Genomic DNA, 16,917 nt, shown 5'->3' with positions numbered 1-16,917 from the left:
GATCGAGGCTCTTAACCGCGCCGAGCAGAGTCACCCCCGAGGTTGACGTGACCGAAAGGGGCCCGACATGACCACCACCGCTCTGCCCGCCGCCCGCACCACCCTGAAGGCGACGCTCACCGCCGTCGGCATCGCCGCCGCCGGCAGCCTGGCCGTCAACACCGCCATCGCGCTGGGCGCCCGGGCCCTCGGGGCGCCGGAGGAGTTCCAGCCGCTCACCCTGCCCGTCTACGGGACGCTGTCCGTCGTGGGCGTGTTGATCTCGGCGGTCGCCTGGCGGCTCGTCGTCGCCCGCAGCCGCGCCGCCGGCCGGGTGCTGCGGGTCCTGGTGCCGGTCGTGCTCGTCCTCTCGCTCATCCCCGACGTGGTGCTGCTGGCCACGCAGGGGCAGCCGGGCACCACCGCCACCGGCGTCATCGCGCTGATGCTCATGCACGCCGGTGTCGCCGCGGTCGCCGTGCCGGCCTACCGCCGGTTCATGCCGCCGCGGACCTGATCAGTCCTGGAACCGCACGTCCAGCCAGGACGTGAAGCCGCGCCAGGTCGCGGTCGGGTCGTGGCGCAGGTAGTACTCCCCCGCCGCCTCCGAGCTCAGCCGGACCACCGCGGTCGCCGACCCGACGATCACCAGCGTCACCGTCAGGCCCTGCTGCGCGGTGTACCACAGCGGCAGCAGCGGCTGCAGGTGGTCCAGCTGGCTCTGGTTGTCCGGGAGCAGTACCGCGTCGGGGCCGTACACGACGCCGAGCAGCAGCGACACCGTCACCAGCAGCAGGGCCCAGCCGACCAGGCTGCGGGTATACGGCGTGCGCCGCGGTACGGCCAGCGCGATGCCCACGAGCAGCGCCGACAGGCCCGCGGCCAGGACGGCCGCCCCGGTCAGGTGGGTGTACACCGCCTCGATGAGCGTGGCCTCGTTGCGCGACCACGGGCCGAGCTCGTCGACCAGCCGGCCGTAGCGCAGCAGCAGCCAGCACGCCGAGGCGGCCTGGCCGAGCTGCAGCGCGGCGCACGCCGTCAACAGCCGTAACGCCACCCGGACGGGATGCACACGCCGAGGGTAAGACGGGATAGGGCAGGATGGAGACGACGTTTCGTAACGAAGGAGTCAAGCGCATGGCGTTGAGTAAGCCCGAAGTGACGCTGCCCGACGGACCACCGCCCGCCGACCTCGTGATCGAGGACATCACCGTCGGTGACGGGCCCGAGGCGACGCCCGGCCAGCTCGTGAGTGTCCACTACGTCGGCGTCGCCCTGTCGACCGGGCGGGAGTTCGACGCCTCGTGGAACCGCGGCTCGACGTTCGACTTCGGTCTCGGCGCCGGGCAGGTCATCGCCGGCTGGGACCGGGGCGTGGCCGGCATGCGCGTCGGCGGCCGCCGCAAGCTCGTGATCCCGCCGCACCTGGGCTACGGCCAGGCGGGTGCGGGCGGCGGGCTGATCAAGCCCGGCGAGACCCTGGTGTTCGTGGTCGACCTGCTCGGCACCAAGTAGCCGGGTAGCAGCGGCGCACGCAGAAGCGACTGCATGCCCGGCTGGGGGGACAACATTCCCACAGCCGGGCATGTGGAAATTCACAGCCGTCCCCAGGCGCGTCCGTGAGGTCGGGATGCGAAGCTAGACCATCACCGCGGTGGCGGGGCAGATGGAGGGGTGGCATATGACGATGCAGTCGGCGGCACCACGGTCGAAGCGCATCCTGATGGTCGGCGCGCCGGGCTCCGGCAAAGGAACCCAGGCCGACTCGATCGCGAAGCAGTTCGGCATCACCCATATCGCGAGCGGCGACCTGCTGCGCCGGCACATCGCGGACGGCACGGCCATCGGCAAGACCGTCGAGGACATCGTCAACAAGGGCGAGCTGGTCCCGGACGCCCTGATCATGGATATGCTGCGCAAGCCGGTCATGGCGGCCAACGAGACCGGCGGCTACGTGCTCGACGGCTTCCCCCGGACCGTGGAGCAGGCCGAGGCCGCCTACCGCACGGCGGGGACGCTCGGGGTCGGTGTGCAGATCGCGGTACACCTGGAGGTCCCGGAGGAGGAGCTCATCCGGCGGCTCCTGGCCCGGGCGCGCGGCGCCGACGACACCGAGGACGTCATCCGGCACCGGATCAAGGTGTACGAGGAGAAGACCCGGCCGCTGCTGGAGTACTACGCCAGCCGCGAGACCCTGATCCAGGTCAACGGCGCCCGCCCGATCTCCGAGGTCACCTGGTCGATCGTCGTGCAGCTGCAGCGGGCGTTCAAGAAGCCGAGCCCGCGCCAGGCCACCACCGAGAGGGCAGTGGCCTGACGCCCGGGCGCTAACCCTGCAGCGCGTCGGCCACGACCTCGCGGGCCTCCGTCTGGATCTCGGCCAGGTGCTCGGGGCCCTTGAACGACTCCGCGTACACCTTGTAGACGTCCTCCGTGCCGGACGGCCGGGCGGCGAACCACCCGGACTCCGTCACCACCTTCAGACCACCGATCGCGGCCCCGTTGCCCGGGGCCGCCGTCAGCTTCGCGGTGATCGGCTCACCCGCGAGGGACGTGGCCGTGACCTGCTGCGGCGACAGCTTGCCGAGCACGGCCTTCTCCTCGCGGGTCGAGGCGACGTCCAGGCGGGCGTAGGCGGGCTCACCGTGCCTGGCGACCAGGTCGCGGTAGTGCTCCGACGGCGTCCGCCCGGTCCGGGCCAGGATCTCGGAGGCGAGCAGGCACAGCAGGATGCCGTCCTTGTCAGTCGTCCACACCGAGCCGTCCCGGCGCAGGAACGACGCCCCCGCGCTCTCCTCGCCCCCGAACGCCACGGAGCCGTCGAGCAGGCCCGGCACGAACCACTTGAACCCGACGGGCACCTCGATCAGAGTGCGGCCGAGATCGGCGGCGACCCGGTCGATCATCGACGACGACACCAGGGTCTTGCCGATCGCCGCCGCCGCGCCCCAGCCCTCCCGGTTGCGGTACAGGTAGTCGATCGCCACGGCCAAAAAGTGGTTCGGGTTCATCAGCCCCGCGTCGGGCGTGACGATCCCGTGCCGGTCGGCGTCGGCGTCGTTGCCGGTGGCGAGCTGATACTCGGCCCGCCGGCCGATGAGCGAGGCCATGGCGTTCGGCGACGAGCAGTCCATCCGGATCTTGCCGTCCCAGTCCAGGGTCATGAACCCGAACGCCGGGTCGACCACCGGGTTGACGACCGCCAGGTCGAGCTTGTACCGCTCCCCGATGTACGCCCAGTACGCGACGCTCGCCCCGCCGAGCGGGTCGGCCCCGATCCTCACCTGCGCGCCGGCCACGGCCTCGAGGTCGACGGCCGAGCCGAGGTCGTCGCTGTAGGCGGCCAGGAAGTCGTAGCGCTGCGTCGTCGGCGCGGCCAGGGCCTTCGCGTAGGTGACCCGCCTGACCCCGCCGCCCGCGCCCCGCAGGCCGGCCCGCAGCAGTTCGTTGGCCCGGTCCTGGATCCACTTGGTCACGTCGGTGTCGGCCGGGCCGCCGTTGGGCGGGTTGTACTTGAAGCCGCCGTCCTCCGGCGGGTTGTGCGACGGCGTCACCACGACCCCGTCCGCGCCCCGGTGCCGGTTGACGAGGATCGCGTGCGACACCGCCGGCGTCGGGGTGAACCCGTCGCGGCTGTCGATCAGGACGGTGACCCCGTTGGCCGCGAACACCTCGAGCGCACTGACCGTCGCCGGCTCCGACAGCGCATGGGTGTCACGACCCAGGAAGAGGGGTCCCGTGTACCCCTGGGAGGCCCGGTAGTCACAGATGGCCTGACTGGTGGCGACGATGTGGTCCTCGTTGAACGAGCCGCGCAGGCTCGAACCGCGGTGCCCGGACGTGCCGAAGGCGACCTGCTGGGCGGGGTCGGCCGGGTCGGGGTGAACGGCGTAGTAGCTGGTGATGAGCCGCGGCACGTCGACGAGGTCGGAGCGCTCCGCGGGCTGTCCAGCGCGGGGATGGACGGACATGCCCCATACGTTGCCACGCCGGTCCGAAAAGCGCGCGGACAACCGCGGTGGAGCAGACCCTGACCGCGGTACAGCCGCAGCTTGTGGCACCGTGGTCGGCATGATCTGGACAGCACCGCCACCACCGCCGTTCGGGGGTTCGCTCGTCGCGGGCGAGCGGACCCTCCTGGAAGGCTTCCTCGACTGGCAGCGCGCCGTCCTGGTCGGCAAGTGCACCGGCCTGACCGGTGAGCAGCTCGCCGTCCGGGGTGTGCCACCGTCGACGATCTCGCTGCTCGGCCTGCTGCGCCACGTGACCGACGTGGAGCGCGAGTGGTTCCAGCACCGTGTGCAGAAGCTGCCGGTGGTGTACTCGTACAAGCGCCCGGACGCCCGCGACGCCGCCTTCGACGAGGCCGACCCCGACCGGGCCGAACGGGACTACGACCGGCTGCTCGCCGAGTGGCAGGCGTCCCGGGCCGCGGTCGCCGACATGCCGCTCGACTTCGCCTTCGAGGACGACCTGCGCGGCCCGATGTCGCTGCGCGCCGTGTACCTGCACCTGATCCAGGAGTACGCCCGGCACAACGGCCACGCGGACATCCTGCGCGAGCAGATCGACGGCCGGACCGGCTGACGGGCGCCGGCCGGCCCGGCCGCCTCCGCGTCACCTCCGGCCGGCCATCATCCCGGGCCGCATCGCGACGAGCCCGAGGCCGATCGTGACGATCCCGATGACCACGTTGCTGGCGATCGCCCCACCCGAGGCGTACCCGCGCTGCACGACGAACGGCGCGAATATCGTCCACAGGCCGATCGCCACCGGCAGCCACGCGAGCCCGTGCGTGCGCCCGTAGGCGACGGCGAACCCGCCCGCCAGCACCGCGACGGCGATCCCGCAGATGAAGTTGTTGACCGACAGGTTTCCCTCGAAGGGCGTGAACCCCACCACCCAGGGTGACAGCGCGAGGTACAGCCCGGCCAGGACGAGCACCCCGTCCGTGATGCGCGCCGCGGGCGTCTCCGCCACCTGGTCGTACCGCGCCCGCAGCTCGGCGATGTCCGGGTGCCCCGCGAGGTCTGCGATGGGTCGGACCATGACGACCCCCTTCCGCTCGGATGAGGTCTGGACTAACCCGATCGCGGGGGAACTAACACATCCGGGCGGCCGAACTTGTCTGGGACCGGGCGCGGGGGGCGGCCGCTGCAGACGTCCTGCTCCGCCGCGCCCGGCGGGTTTCGCGTGGGAGCCGCGATGTGGGGGTTGGGCATCACCTCCATGGAGATCGATGGTTGGCCGACGGTAGCCCGCCTTGTTCCGGGAGCGCTCCCCTGCCAGAATCGGCGCTACCAGGCGAACGGGAGCCGCCCGGGCCCTGCCAGCAATGGCCTTGCACACCAAGGGCATTGCGCTGGCGAGCGCCCGCGCCCCGGCAGGTAACTTTCACGAGGACCACTGCCGGGAAGCCGCTGCGCGGGTCCGCGACGATATGCTGGCGATGCCGGGCGGGCCGATGGGGCGGTGCCGATCGCCCAGGCCGTGGCCGTCGTCGCAAGCCTGGAGGTGCGCGTGCACACCTGGGATCTCACCCGCGCCACCGGTGGTGCCGAGGCGCTCGACTCCGTGCCGGTCGCCCAGGTGCACGCCGCGGCCGAGCCGTACGCCGCCGGGCGGCGGCCGTGACCCGGGACGAGCTCGTCGCCTACTGCCTCGCGAAGCCCGGCGCGTGGGAGGACCAGCCATGGGAGGGCGACGTCGTGGCCAAGGTCGGCCCGAAGATCTTCGCGTTCCTCGGCGGCGCCGGGGTGGGCGTGAAGTGCGCGCCCAGCCGGGAGGCGGCCGACGAGTGGCTGCACCGCTACCCGGAGGATGCGGCCGCGATGCCCTACATCGGGCGGTCCGGGTGGAACTCGCTGACCGTCGGCGGGGCGATCCCGGACGAGGAGATCCGGGAGGCGATCGACGAGTCGTACCGCTGGGTCGTCTCCAAGCTGCCGAAGAAGGACCGCCCCGCCTAGACCCTGCCCGGCCGGTCACCGCCGGCCGGCGGCGGGACGGGGTTCAGACGTCGTAGCCGGCGAGGCTGTCACCGGCCGCGACGCAGAGCCGGGTCTCGCGGCCGGCGAGCTTGTACGCGTTTGGCTCGTCGAGCAGCTTCAGCCGCCGGCCGTCGACCGGGTCGACCTGCGCGACGCCGTCGGCCGTCGCGACGTACACGAAGTCGCCGAGCGCGATGATGTCGGCGAAGTCCCAGACGTAGGTCCAGCGCTTCGCGCCGGTGTCCGGGTCGAGGCCCGTGAGCGTCCCGTCCTCGTGCACGGCGACGATCCCGCGGCCGGTCACCAGCGGCGGGGCGTCGGCCAGGTCATCGGGGGCGTCGTACTGCCAGCGCAGCGTGCCCGAGGCGGCGTCGAACACGAACACGGTCTCCAGGCGGTACAGGTAGTCGTCGTCGACGTACTGCATCCCGACCGCGGCGACGAGCGGGCCGTGCGCGACCGGGCGGCCGAACACGTGGCCGTCCGCGGCCGGCGCCGACCACTTCACGGTGCCGGCGGCGGCGTCGAACGCGACGAGCGCACGGCCCGCCGAGTAGACCGTCGCGCCCTCGCCCAGCAGGTCGAACGGGCCGTCGGCCGCGGCCAGCGGGTGCCGCCAGGTGTCGGCGGCGCCCGTGAACCCGCTCAGGCCGCGGCCGTCCGCGCCGTCGGTGACCGCCACGACCAGGCCCGAGCCGGTGGGCGCCAGATCCCCGACGTACTGCGCGAAGTCGCGCCGGGTGCGCTCGGTACCGTCGAGGGGGTTCGCGGTTCGTATCTGGCTCGTGCCACCCTCCTGCGTGCGGTAGGCGAAGGTGTCGCCGGCCACCTTGATCGGGGCCGTGCGCACCCGGCCGGGCAGGATCGCGTTGCGGCCGAGGTCGTGACTCCAGCGGGTCGCCCCGGTGTCGGCCGCGAAGCCGGTCAGCCCGTTGCCCAGCGCGAGCAGCGTGTCACCGGCGAGCAGCAGCGCGTCGGGCTGGTCGGCCGCCGGCACCCGCCAGCGCGGCTTCTCGTCGTGGCCGGGCGGGGCGGGCGGCGTGCCGCGCCCGCCGTACCAGACGAGCGCGCCGCCCACCGCGGCCGCACCCCCCACCACCCCGGCCGCCCGCAGCAGCGTCCGCCGCGTCATCGTCATGGCGCCTGATCGTACGGTGGGCGGCCTGTCGAATCCGGGGAGCCCCGATCGTCGTGCTCATGAGACGGTGAACCTCCTGGAGATTGGATCCGACATGGCGAAGTACCTGCTGCTGATCTACGGCGACGAGCAGCGCTGGGACGCCGAGACCCCGGCCGAACGGGCCGAGAAGGACGCCGGGCACCGCGCGTTCAACGCCGCGGCCGGGGCGGCCGTCCTCGGCGGCCATGAGCTGGAGCCGTCCGCGACCGCGACGACCCTGCGCCCGACCGCGACGGACGGGCCGTTCCTGGAGACAAAGGAGGCCCTCGGCGGCTTCTACGTGCTCGAGGCCCCCGACCTGGACGCCGCCCTGGCCCTGGCCGCGCTGCTGCCCGAGCTCAAGTCCGGGCACGGCGGCGTCGAGGTGCGCCCGATCGTGGACCACGGGTGACGGTCACCGAGGCCGTGGAGCGGGCCCACCGCGACGAGTGGGCCCGCGTCCTGGCCGTGACCGTGCGCCTGACCCGCGACCTGGACCTGGCCGAGGAGTGCGTCCAGGACGCGTTCGCGCAGGCCCTGCGCACCTGGCCGGAGGCCGGCGTGCCGGACCGGCCCGGCGCCTGGCTCACCACCGTCGCCCGCAACCGCGCCCTCGACCGGCTCCGGCGGGAGGCCGCCTTCCGGCGGGTCCTGCCCCAGCTCGTCACCGACGAGGTCGCCCCGCCCGCCGACGACCGGCTCGGCCTGATCCTGATGTGCTGCCACCCGGCGCTGTCCCGCGACGCGCAGGTCGCGCTCACCCTCCGGCTGGTCGGCGGGCTGTCGACGGCCGAGGTGGCCCGGGCCTACCTGGTGCCGGAGCCGACGATGGCCGCCCGGATCACCCGGGCCAAGCGCAAGATCGCCGCGGCCCGCATCCCGTTGCGCGTGCCCGGCCCCGACGCGCTGCCGGCCCGGGTCGCGGCCGCCTGCGAGGTCGTCCACCTCGTGTTCACCACGGGGCACACCGCGCCCGGCGGCGCCGAGCTGACCCGGCCCGACCTGGCCGGCGGGGCCCTGGCCCTGGCCCGGATGCTGCACCTGCTGCTGCCCCGCGACCACGAGGTCACCGCCCTGCTGGCGCTGCTGCTGCTGACCGATGCCCGCGGGGGTACCCGTACGGACGGTGAAGGGCGCCTGGTCCTCCTGGCCGATCAGGACCGCTCGCGCTGGTACCGGGAGCGCATCGCCGAGGGCACCGCCCTGCTGGGCGAGGCCCTGCGCCGGCCGCCGTCGCGCTGGGCCGTGCAGGCCGCCATCGCCGCCGTCCACGCCGAGGCCCCGACGTGGGCGGCGACGGACTGGACCGAGATCTGCGGCCTCTACGACGCGCTGCTGGCCCTGTGGCCCAACCCCGTGGTCCGGCTCAACCGCGCCGTCGCCGTGGGCTTCCGCGACGGGCCCGCGGCCGGCCTCGCCGCCCTTGACGCCCTGCTCAGCGAGCCGGCGCTGGCGGGGTACGGCTACCTGGCGGCGGCCCGGGCCGACTTCCTGCGCCGCCTGGGCCGGCGGGCCGAGGCCGCCCTGGCCTACGAGGAGGCGCTGGCCCTCACGGCGAACGAGGCCGAGCGGGCGTTCCTGACCCGCAGTCTCGGTGCGCTGGGATGCAACGGATAATCGGGCAGACACGTCTGGATCAGTGCAACTTGCACACCCCGACGGAGGAGCCCTCATTGCCGACGCACGTCACCCGCCGCCGCCTGTTCGGCGCCGGCCTGGCCGCGGTGGGCGCCGCCCTGGTCGCCCGCGAGCCCACTGCCCAGCCCGCCGACGCGCAAACGTTCCTGGCCGACGCGCCGCCACCGCTGCTGCTGCCCCCGCCGCACCCGGCGCCGTCACCGAGCCCGGCGGAGCCCGGGACCCCGACGCTCAACCGGCCGGTGTTCACGTTGAAGGAGTACCGCCAGGTCGTCCCCGGCCCCGCCTTCCCGGACAACGCCGTGGCCCTGACCATCGACGACGGCCCCCACGGCGGCTGGACCCCGCAGGTGCTGCACATCCTGGAGAAGTACCACGTCCAGGCCACGTTCTGCATGATCGGCAACCAGATCCTGGGCCAGGAGGCGGTCGCCCGCAGCGTCGTCGCCGCCGGCCACCAGGTCGCCAACCACACCTGGAGCCACCCGGCCACGCTCGCGCAGATGCCGGCCGACAAGGTCGAGCAGGAGGTGTACCGGGCCCAGGAGAAGATCCACGAGACCACCGGCCGCACCCCGGCCGTCTTCCGCTCACCCGGCGGCGCCGTCTCCCCGGCCGTCTTCGCCGCCGCCGCGAAGGCCGGCATGATCCCGGTGAACTGGGACCGCGACCCGAAGGACTGGACCAAGCCGGGCACCCCGTCCATCACCAGCCACCTGCTGGCCGCCCGGCCCGGCGACATCCTCCTGTGCCACGACGGCGGCGGCGACCGCTCCCAGACCTGCGCCGCCCTGCGCACCGTCATCCCGGCCCTGCAGTCCCGCGGCCTGCAGTTCGTCGCGCTCGGCGTGCAGCCCTGACCACCCGGTGACCGGCCCGCTCCCGGCCGCGGGTCCGGCACCGGCGACCGGGCCCGTCAGCCGGATGTGCGGCGGACCGCGGCGCGGGCGGCCTCCGGGGTGTCCGCGGCCAGGGCGGCCTTGGCGATCTGGCGGCACTCCTGGAGCGTGTGGGCGGCCAGGGCCTCGCGGACGGCGGGGATGCTGCGCGGGGCCATGGACAGGCTGGTGATGCCCAGCCCGGCCAGCACCAGGGCGAAGTCCGGGTCCGCGGCCGACTCCCCGCACACCCCGACCGGCTTGCCCGCCTCCTGGCCCGCCGTGGCGCAGGCGGCGATCAGGGTGATCAGGGCCGGCTGCCACGGGTCGAGGAGCTCGGCCAGATCGCCGCACATGCGGTCGGCGGCGAAGGTGTACTGGCTCAGGTCGTTGGTGCCCAGGCTCAGGAAGTCGGCGTCGCGCAGGATCGACGGCGCGCGCAGGGCGGCCGCCGGGATCTCGATCATCACACCGGCCGTCGGGAGGCCGTGGGCGCGGCACTGCGACGTGAACGCGGCGGCCTCGGCGGCGGTGGCGACCATCGGGGCCATCACCCACACGTCGGCCTCGGTCGCGGCGGCGGCCGTGGCGATCGCGGCGAGCTGGGTCGCCAGGACGGCCGGGGTGCGGCGGGCGATGCGCAGCCCCCGCACGCCCAGGGCGGGGTTGGGCTCCTCGGCCATGCGCAGGAACGGCAGGGGCTTGTCGGCGCCCGCGTCGAGGGTGCGCACCACGACCTTCTTGCCGGGCAGGGCCGCGAACACCGCGGTGTAGGCGGCGACCTGCTCCTGCTCGGTGGGGGCGTCGGCGCGATCGAGGTACAGCAGCTCGGTCCGGAACAGCCCGACGCCCTCGACGTCCGGCGTCAGGTCGCGGGCGGAGCCGATGTTGCCCAGCAGCGCGACAGGGTGCCCGTCGGCGGTCTGCCCGGGCCCGTGCGACGCGGCCCGGCCGGCGAGCAGGGCGGCGGCCTCCGCGTTGACGGCGTCCGCGTCGGCCCCCGAGAGTCCCGTCGTCACGGCGCCGGTTCGGCCGTCGACGGCGATGAGCGACGCGTCGGCGACGTCGGCGATCTCGCCGCACCGCACCACGGCGGGGATGCCGAGCGTCCGGGCCAGGATCGCCGTGTGCGACGTCGGACCGCCCTCGGCGGTGACGAGCGCCAGCACGACGGCCGGGTCCAGCCCGGCGGTGTCGGCCGGGGCCAGGTCCCGCGCCGCCAGGATGAACGGATGCCCCGGCGCCGGGATGCCCGGCATCGGCAGGCCGAGACAGGCCGCGACCATGCGGTCCCGCAGGTCGTCGAGGTCGGCGACCCGCTCGGCCAGGTATCCCCCGGCCGCCTCGAACGCCGCCCGGTGCTCGGCCAGGGCGTCCGCCAGCGCGTGCGGCGCCGACGCGCCGGCGTCGACGCGGTCGAGGGCGGCGTCCACCAGCATCTCGTCGGTCGCCATCAGCACCTGCGCCCGCAGGACCTCCGCGACCGTGGGGTCGGCGGCGGCCTCGGCCCGGCGCTCCAGCTCCGCGGCGACGGCCGCCACGGCCGCGCGGACCGACGCCTTCTCCGCGCCGGCGTCGACGGCGGGCGGCGGGGCCGGCAGCGCAGGCGGGGGTGCCAGGTGCAGCACCGGGCCGGCCGCGCGGCCCGGTGACACGCCGATCCCCCGCAGCTCAGGCATCGGGGGCGTCCAGATCGCGGGCCAGGAGCCCGGCCAGCTCGTCGAGGGCCGCCTCGGCGCCGTCGCCGTCGGCCGTGAGGGTGACCTCGGTCCCCTGCTTGGCGCCCAGTGACAGCACACCCAGCATGCTACGGGCCGGTACCGGCTTCTTCGCCCCTTCGGTGGTGATGGTGACTGGCACGTTCTGCTTCGCGGCGGCGGCGACGAACAGGGCGGCGGGGCGGGCGTGCAGGCCGCTGGCCGAGCCGACGACAACGGTCCGGGTGGGCACGAAACACCTCCTAGGGTTCGACGGTCACCTTGATCGCCTCGCCGCGGGCGACGATCCCGAAGGCGTCGAGCGCGGCGTCGAGGGGCAGGCGGTGGGTGATGAGGTCGGCGACGGGGACGGCACCCTCGGCGATGAGCCGCAGCGCCTCCTTGTTGTGCTCGGGGCTGGAGCCGTTGGCGCCGACGATCGTCAGCTCCCGGTAGTGCACGAGGTTGGAGTCCAGCGAGATGACCGGCTTGTCCTTCGGCAGGCCGCCGAAGAAGCTGATCCGGCCCTGCCGCGCGGTCATCTGCACCGCCTGCTCCTGGGCGGCGCCCGCGGCGGCGGCGGTGATGACGACGTCGGCGCCGCGGCCCTCGGTGAGCTTCATGACCGCGTCGACGACGTCCACCTCGGCGCCGCAGATCGCCTCGTCGGGCTGCACGAGGGCGGCCGCCAGGTCGAGGCGCTCGCGGTTGAGGTCGACCAGGAACACACGGGCGGCGCCGCGGGCCCGGGCCAGGCGCACGTGCAGGCAGCCGATCGGGCCGGAGCCCATGACCACCACGTCGTCGCCCTCGCCGACCCCGGCCAGGTTCTGGCCGTTGAGCACGCACGCGAGGGGCTCGGCGACCGACGCCTCGGCGAAGCTGAGCCCCTCCGGGATGCGGTTGAGCCCGTCGACGGCGAGGACGTTCGGCGGCACGATCATGTACTCGGCGAAGCCGCCGTCGAAGTGGTATCCCATCGACACCTGGTTGGGGCAGACGGTCATCCGGCCCCGCCGGCACTCGCCGCACTGCCCACACGGGATCGCGGCGATGACCTGGACCCGGTCGCCGGCCTGCCACCCGCGCACATCGGCGCCGACCTCGACGACCTCACCGGCGATCTCGTGGCCCATGACGCGCGGCGGCACGATGTGGTGGTGGCCGAACTTGAAGATCTTGACGTCGGTACCGCACGTCGAGCACGCCCGCACCCGGATCTTGACGTCACCGGGCCCCGGCGACGGCTCGGGCGCATCCTCGATGCGGACGTCACCGGGGGCGTGGAACCGTACTACTCTCACGACTTCTCCAAAACCAGCAGGTCGAGTACTTCATCGGCGCTCGCCGCGGCGCGCAGCCGGGCGGCGTCGTCGGGCTCCATCAGGATCTCGGCGAGCGCGGCAAGGATGTCGACGTGGCCGTCGCCGGCGGCGGCGATCGCGACGCACACGCGCACGTCCTCGCCGCCCCAGTCGACGCCGTCGGGGAAGGAGACCACCGCGAGCGCGTCGCGCACGACCGTCTCCTTGCTGTTGAGGGTGCCGTGCGGGATCGCGACACCCTCGCCGATGTACGTCGAGATGCTCTGCTCGCGCTCGAGCATCGCGTCAACGTAGGAGGGGGCCACCGCGCCGATCTCGACGAGCACCTCGCCGCAGCGGCGGATCGCCTCCTCCCGCGATCCGGCCCGCTCGCCGAGCCGGATCGCGTCGCGGGCGAGCAGGTCACCCACTGAGTTCACCGCCGCGCTGCACCGCCTGCACGACCTTGGCGACCGCGGGGTCGCCGATGAACACCTGGAAGGGCACGATGACCTTGTCCGGCGCGCTGACCCGGGCCCGGGCCGCGAGGCCCTTGTGGCACAGCACCACGTCGGCGTCGGCCGGGATCGAGTTCACCGGGGTGTGCTCGACCGTCACCGCGTTCTTGGCGAGCTGGCGCTTGAGCTGGCTGGCCAGCATCACGCTGCTGCCCATTCCCGCGTCACAGGCCACGACGAGCTTCTTGATGTCGGTACCGCGAATCGTCGGCATGCGCTCTACGCCTCCTGGCGGGACAGCTTGGCCGCGGCGTTCTCGGCCTCGTCGGGGTTGACGACGGTCTCCTCGTCCGGGCCGATGGCCGCCTCGTCCTCGGCCGGTTCATTGCGGCCGAAGCCCAGCAGCAGCGATGCGACAGCGAACGTGACGCCGGCGGCGATGACGATGCCGAGCAGGACGCCGAAGTAGCCGCCCCTGGGTGTGACAGCCATGTAGGCGAAGATGCTGCCCGGCGACGGGGTGGCGACCAGGCCGGCGCCGGTGATCATGAAGGTGCCGACACCCGCGGCGCCGCCGCAGATCATGGCCAGGATCAGCTTCGGCTTCATCAGCACGTACGGGAAGTAGATCTCGTGGATGCCGCCGAGGAACTGCACGATGATCGCGGCCGGCACGCTCGGACGCAGGTTGCGCGGGCCGAACAGGAAGAACGCGAGCAGCAGGCCGAGGCCGGGGCCGGGGTTCGACTCGATCATGAACAGGATCGACTTGCCCTTGTCGGCCGCCTCGGCGACACCGAGCGGGCCGAACACGCCGTGGTTGATGGCGTTGTTCAGGAAGAGCACCTTCGCCGGCTCGACGACGATCGAGGTCAGCGGGAGCAGGTCGTGCGCGACGAGCCAGTTGGCACCGTTGCCGGCCCGCTTGGTCAGCCACTCGACGACCGGGCCGATCCCGTAGAGGCCGCCGACGGCCATCGCGCCGCCGATGATGCCGGCGCTGAAGTTGTCGACGAGCATCTCGAAGCCGGGCCGGATGCGGTTCTCGACCAGGCCGTCCCACAGCTTGAGGATGTAGGCGGTCAGCGGGCCGATCATCATGGCACCGAGGAACATCGGCACGTCGGCGCCGACCACGATGCCCATCGTGGCGACCGCACCGACGACCGCGCCGCGCTGGCCGTGCACGAGCCGGCCGCCGGTGTAGCCGATCAGCAGCGGCAGCAGCACCGTGATCATCGGGCCGACGAGCTCGGCGATGTGCTTGTTGGGGATCCAGCCCGTCGGGATGAACAGGGCCGTGATGAGACCCCAGGCGATGAAGGCGCCGATGTTCGGCATCACCATCGCGGCGAGGTAACCGCCGACGCGCTGGACGGAGGCTCGGAAGCCCGAGCCGGTGACTTGGGGCGTGTAGGTCGACACGGGGTGTCTCCTTCAGGAGGACGGGCCGGAGAGCAGCGGGCGGAGCTCGTCCGGTCGGGGGTGGATTGTGACGTTGTGGCGGATCAGATCGGCGGGGCCGGGCATCCTGCTGCCGGGCAGGCTTACCGCGGCCGCGCCCCAGGCGAGCCCCTCGGCGAGTGCGGCGGCCCCGTGCGCGCCGGCGGCCAGGAACCCGGCCAGGAGGGCGTCGCCGGCACCGACGGTGCTGCGCGGGCGGGCCACCGGGCACGTGCCGGTGACGACGCCGTCTGCGTCGACGAGCACGGCACCGTCGGCGCCCAGGCTGGCCAGGACCGTCCCGGCCCCCCAGGCGCGCAGCTGCTGGGCGGCGGCGACGACGTCGCGCAGGTCGCCGAGGGGGGACCCGACGACCTCGGCCAGCTCGTCCCGGTTGGGCTTGAGCAGTGTGGCACCGGCCGCGGCAGCCTCGCGCAGGGCCGGGCCGCTGGTGTCCACGGCGACCCGGATGCCGGCCGCGGTGAGGCGCCGGCACAGCTGGGCGTAGGCGTCGGCGGGCAGCCCGGGCGGGACGCTGCCGCACAGCACGACCCAGTCGGCCGAGCCGGCCCGGCCCAGCACCCGGTCGGTGATCGCGTCGAACTCGCCGCCGACCAGGGCCGGCCCGGGCTCGTTGACCTTGGTGACCGTGCCGTCGGGCTCGGCCAGGGTGATGTTGGAGCGGGTGCGCCCGGAGATCGGGATGGCCAGCACCTCGACGCCCTCGGCCTTGAGCAGCCGGACCAGCTGGCTGCCCTCGTCGCCGCCGCAGGGCAGCACCGCGACCGACGGCACGCCGTTGGCCAGCAGCGCCCGGGAGACGTTGACACCTTTACCGCCCGGGTCGAGGTGGGCCGCCGTGGCCCGGATGACCTCGCCGCGGATGACCCGGCCGATGTCCATCGCCCGGTCCAGGCTCGGGTTGAGCGTGACGGTGACGATCATGCGCGCATCACCCGGATGCCTGTCGCCTCGATGTCGCCCACGAGGTCGGTGTCGGCGCGGGTGTCGGTGATGAGCGTGTCGACGTCGGCCAGCTCGCCGAACCGGGCCAGGTAGTCGTTGCCCAGCTTGGTGTGGTCGGCGAGCAGGACGGTGCGGCGGGCGGCGCGGATCATCGCCCGCTTCACCGCCGCCTCGGCCGGGTCGGGCGTCGTGAGCCCGCGCTCCACCGAGATGCCGTTCGTGCCGACGAAGGCGACGTCGACGTACAGGTCGGCCAGGGGTCGCAGCGACCAGTCGTCGACGGTGGCCAGGGTCTTGCCCCGCAGCCGGCCGCCGAGCAGCAGCACGTTGAGGTTGGTCCGGGTGCCCAGGAGGGTGGCGATGACCGGCGAGTTGACCACGACTGTCAGCTCACGGTCGGCGGGCAGAAAGTTGGCCAGTTTGATGGTGGTCGTGCCGGCGTCGAGGATGATGGCGCCCTCTTCGGGGACCTCCGCGAGCGCCAGCTTGGCGATGCGCTCCTTCTCCTCCACGAGCACGGCGTCGCGGGTGGCCAGGGCGGGCTCGAACCCGATGCGCTCGACGGGGATCGCCCCGCCGTGCACCCGCCGCAGCACCCCGGCCCGCTCGAGCGAGGTGAGGTCGCGCCGGATCGTCTCCGACGTGACGTTGAGCTCGTCGGCCAGCCCGGCCACCTCGACCCGCCCCTGCTCACGGGCGATGCGGACGATGGCCTGCTGCCGCTCCTCGGCGTACATGATGTGGTTTCACCGCCGTTTCGTTTTGCTTGTGTTTTGTTTACGCCCGAATGTGTGGGCCGTCAAGAGTTGAACCACAGAAACCCACACGGGCCAGCCAAGCAACCAGACCGCCAGCGCGAACCCCACGAACCGCGTCATCCCCTGCAGCGCCTCGGTCCGCTGATCGTCGCCGATCCACCACCGCCCGCCCTGCAGCAGCGCCACTGCGACGGCCCCGCCGAGCACCGCCTTGCCCCATTCCCGCCACTCGTACCGGACCCGCTCGGGCCCGCGCTTCGGCACCACCCGCGGCGGCGGCCCACCGGCGAACCGGTGTGCGAACCGGACGTCGGCCCACCTGATCATCGAGTGCCCGAACGCGACCGAGAACCCCAGGAACACCGCGGCGATCGCGTGGGACCGCCCGGCCACCCCACCGCCGCGCAGGTCGACAGCGGCCACGACGAGCAGCCCGAGGTCGATGACGGCCGTGGCCACCAGCAGCGCCGCCCCGAGCCGCCGGCGGCGCAGCAGATACCTGGCGCTCAGCCCCGCGGCCAGCACCACCCAGAACGCGATCTCACACCCGATGATCCAAGCAATCAGCATGCTTCGAGCGTTCCGGCCCGGGCGCCACATTACGTCGGCACCACTGAGGGTTCGCCTACATCCTTCGTCGCATTCCG

General features: G+C 73.3%; 22 protein-coding genes. 9 read left to right on the top strand and 13 right to left on the bottom strand.

What is annotated here, in order from left to right:
* Nucleotides 1-67 precede the first annotated feature (67 nt).
* A complete protein-coding gene (locus Dvina_RS27120) occupies nt 68-496 on the top strand; it encodes a DUF6069 family protein (protein ID WP_223092160.1) in 429 nt (142 codons plus the stop codon).
* Here the strand turns inward: Dvina_RS27120 and Dvina_RS27115 are convergent, their stop codons facing one another.
* Entirely contained in the window at nt 497-1,051 is a 555-nt protein-coding gene (locus Dvina_RS27115; protein ID WP_223092159.1) for a hypothetical protein, read from the bottom strand.
* 65 nt (nt 1,052-1,116) lie between these two features.
* Between Dvina_RS27115 and Dvina_RS27110 the strand changes: the two genes are divergently transcribed.
* Both Dvina_RS27110 and Dvina_RS27105 read left to right on the top strand, forming a co-directional pair.
* A complete protein-coding gene (locus Dvina_RS27110) occupies nt 1,117-1,494 on the top strand; it encodes an FKBP-type peptidyl-prolyl cis-trans isomerase (RefSeq protein ID WP_271189115.1) in 378 nt (125 codons plus the stop codon).
* A 166-nt stretch (nt 1,495-1,660) separates the two neighbouring features.
* Nucleotides 1,661-2,296: an adenylate kinase gene (locus Dvina_RS27105; RefSeq protein WP_223092158.1), complete on the top strand. Its 636-nt coding sequence runs from the start codon at nt 1,661-1,663 to the stop codon at nt 2,294-2,296.
* A 10-nt stretch (nt 2,297-2,306) separates the two neighbouring features.
* On the opposite strand, the gene pgm is transcribed toward Dvina_RS27105, so the two are convergent.
* Nucleotides 2,307-3,950 (bottom strand): phosphoglucomutase (alpha-D-glucose-1,6-bisphosphate-dependent), encoded by a 1,644-nt coding sequence (gene pgm / locus Dvina_RS27100; RefSeq protein ID WP_223092157.1) that lies wholly within the window; start codon nt 3,948-3,950, stop codon nt 2,307-2,309.
* A gap of 100 nt (nt 3,951-4,050) precedes the next feature.
* On the opposite strand from pgm, the gene Dvina_RS27095 reads away from it, so the two are divergent.
* Entirely contained in the window at nt 4,051-4,566 is a 516-nt protein-coding gene (locus Dvina_RS27095) for a DinB family protein (RefSeq protein ID WP_223092156.1), read from the top strand.
* 30 nt (nt 4,567-4,596) lie between these two features.
* On the opposite strand, the gene Dvina_RS27090 is transcribed toward Dvina_RS27095, so the two are convergent.
* On the bottom strand, nt 4,597-5,028 hold the full coding sequence (locus Dvina_RS27090; RefSeq protein ID WP_223092155.1) for an SPW repeat protein: 432 nt from the start codon (nt 5,026-5,028) through the stop codon (nt 4,597-4,599).
* A gap of 423 nt (nt 5,029-5,451) precedes the next feature.
* Here Dvina_RS27090 and Dvina_RS27085 point away from each other — a divergent pair, with 423 nt between their 5' ends.
* Both Dvina_RS27085 and Dvina_RS27080 read left to right on the top strand, forming a co-directional pair.
* Nucleotides 5,452-5,613 carry a hypothetical protein gene (locus Dvina_RS27085; RefSeq protein ID WP_223092154.1) on the top strand — a complete coding sequence of 54 codons (162 nt, stop codon included), beginning with the start codon at nt 5,452-5,454 and terminating at the stop codon, nt 5,611-5,613.
* Entirely contained in the window at nt 5,610-5,948 is a 339-nt protein-coding gene (locus Dvina_RS27080) for an MmcQ/YjbR family DNA-binding protein (RefSeq protein ID WP_223092153.1), read from the top strand. Before Dvina_RS27085 ends, Dvina_RS27080 begins: the two co-directional genes overlap by 4 nt.
* A 43-nt stretch (nt 5,949-5,991) precedes the next feature.
* On the opposite strand, the gene Dvina_RS27075 is transcribed toward Dvina_RS27080, so the two are convergent.
* Nucleotides 5,992-7,107 (bottom strand): outer membrane protein assembly factor BamB family protein, encoded by a 1,116-nt coding sequence (locus Dvina_RS27075; protein ID WP_223092152.1) that lies wholly within the window; start codon nt 7,105-7,107, stop codon nt 5,992-5,994.
* Between the two features lie 94 nt (nt 7,108-7,201).
* Between Dvina_RS27075 and Dvina_RS27070 the strand changes: the two genes are divergently transcribed.
* The 3 genes from Dvina_RS27070 to Dvina_RS27060 are packed head-to-tail and all read left to right on the top strand — an operon-like array spanning nt 7,202 to nt 9,626.
* The gene (locus Dvina_RS27070; protein ID WP_223092151.1) at nt 7,202-7,540 is read left to right on the top strand and encodes a YciI family protein; all 339 of its coding nucleotides are present in this window, start codon (nt 7,202-7,204) and stop codon (nt 7,538-7,540) included.
* Nucleotides 7,537-8,745, top strand: a complete 1,209-nt coding sequence (locus Dvina_RS27065) for an RNA polymerase sigma factor (protein WP_223092150.1) — start codon at nt 7,537-7,539, stop codon at nt 8,743-8,745. The genes Dvina_RS27070 and Dvina_RS27065 overlap by 4 nt, the downstream gene beginning before the upstream one ends.
* Before the next feature lie 56 nt (nt 8,746-8,801).
* A complete protein-coding gene (locus Dvina_RS27060; protein ID WP_223092149.1) occupies nt 8,802-9,626 on the top strand; it encodes a polysaccharide deacetylase family protein in 825 nt (274 codons plus the stop codon).
* 56 nt (nt 9,627-9,682) lie between these two features.
* Here the strand turns inward: Dvina_RS27060 and ptsP are convergent, their stop codons facing one another.
* Genes ptsP through Dvina_RS27015 form a run of 9 tightly spaced genes read right to left on the bottom strand, consistent with a single transcriptional unit; the run spans nt 9,683 to nt 16,840 of the window.
* Nucleotides 9,683-11,323: a phosphoenolpyruvate--protein phosphotransferase gene (ptsP, locus tag Dvina_RS27055; protein ID WP_223092148.1), complete on the bottom strand. Its 1,641-nt coding sequence runs from the start codon at nt 11,321-11,323 to the stop codon at nt 9,683-9,685.
* On the bottom strand, nt 11,316-11,594 hold the full coding sequence (locus tag Dvina_RS27050) for an HPr family phosphocarrier protein (protein WP_223092147.1): 279 nt from the start codon (nt 11,592-11,594) through the stop codon (nt 11,316-11,318). Before Dvina_RS27050 ends, ptsP begins: the two co-directional genes overlap by 8 nt.
* A 10-nt stretch (nt 11,595-11,604) precedes the next feature.
* The gene (locus tag Dvina_RS27045) at nt 11,605-12,645 is read right to left on the bottom strand and encodes a zinc-dependent dehydrogenase (RefSeq protein WP_223092146.1); all 1,041 of its coding nucleotides are present in this window, start codon (nt 12,643-12,645) and stop codon (nt 11,605-11,607) included.
* Entirely contained in the window at nt 12,642-13,076 is a 435-nt protein-coding gene (locus Dvina_RS27040) for a PTS mannitol transporter subunit IIA (protein ID WP_223092145.1), read from the bottom strand. Before Dvina_RS27040 ends, Dvina_RS27045 begins: the two co-directional genes overlap by 4 nt.
* Complete coding sequence (locus tag Dvina_RS27035) at nt 13,069-13,377, bottom strand: PTS sugar transporter subunit IIBC family protein (protein WP_223092144.1); 309 nt, start codon at nt 13,375-13,377, stop codon at nt 13,069-13,071. The genes Dvina_RS27040 and Dvina_RS27035 overlap by 8 nt, the downstream gene beginning before the upstream one ends.
* A 5-nt stretch (nt 13,378-13,382) precedes the next feature.
* Nucleotides 13,383-14,528, bottom strand: coding sequence for a mannitol-specific PTS transporter subunit IIC (gene mtlA, locus Dvina_RS27030; protein WP_246655343.1), 1,146 nt, complete (start codon nt 14,526-14,528; stop codon nt 13,383-13,385).
* Nucleotides 14,529-14,540: 12 nt separating this feature from the next.
* Nucleotides 14,541-15,491 carry a 1-phosphofructokinase gene (gene pfkB / locus Dvina_RS27025; protein ID WP_223092143.1) on the bottom strand — a complete coding sequence of 317 codons (951 nt, stop codon included), beginning with the start codon at nt 15,489-15,491 and terminating at the stop codon, nt 14,541-14,543.
* Entirely contained in the window at nt 15,488-16,249 is a 762-nt protein-coding gene (locus Dvina_RS27020) for a DeoR/GlpR family DNA-binding transcription regulator (protein WP_223092142.1), read from the bottom strand. The genes pfkB and Dvina_RS27020 overlap by 4 nt, the downstream gene beginning before the upstream one ends.
* A 9-nt stretch (nt 16,250-16,258) precedes the next feature.
* On the bottom strand, nt 16,259-16,840 hold the full coding sequence (locus Dvina_RS27015; protein ID WP_246655342.1) for a hypothetical protein: 582 nt from the start codon (nt 16,838-16,840) through the stop codon (nt 16,259-16,261).
* Nucleotides 16,841-16,917 lie beyond the last annotated feature (77 nt).

Source organism: Dactylosporangium vinaceum (assembly GCF_019904175.1).
Taxonomy (GTDB): domain Bacteria; phylum Actinomycetota; class Actinomycetes; order Mycobacteriales; family Micromonosporaceae; genus Dactylosporangium; species Dactylosporangium vinaceum.
Note: the sequence above shows the minus strand (reverse complement) of the source record. Positions and strands in the feature narration are given on the sequence as shown.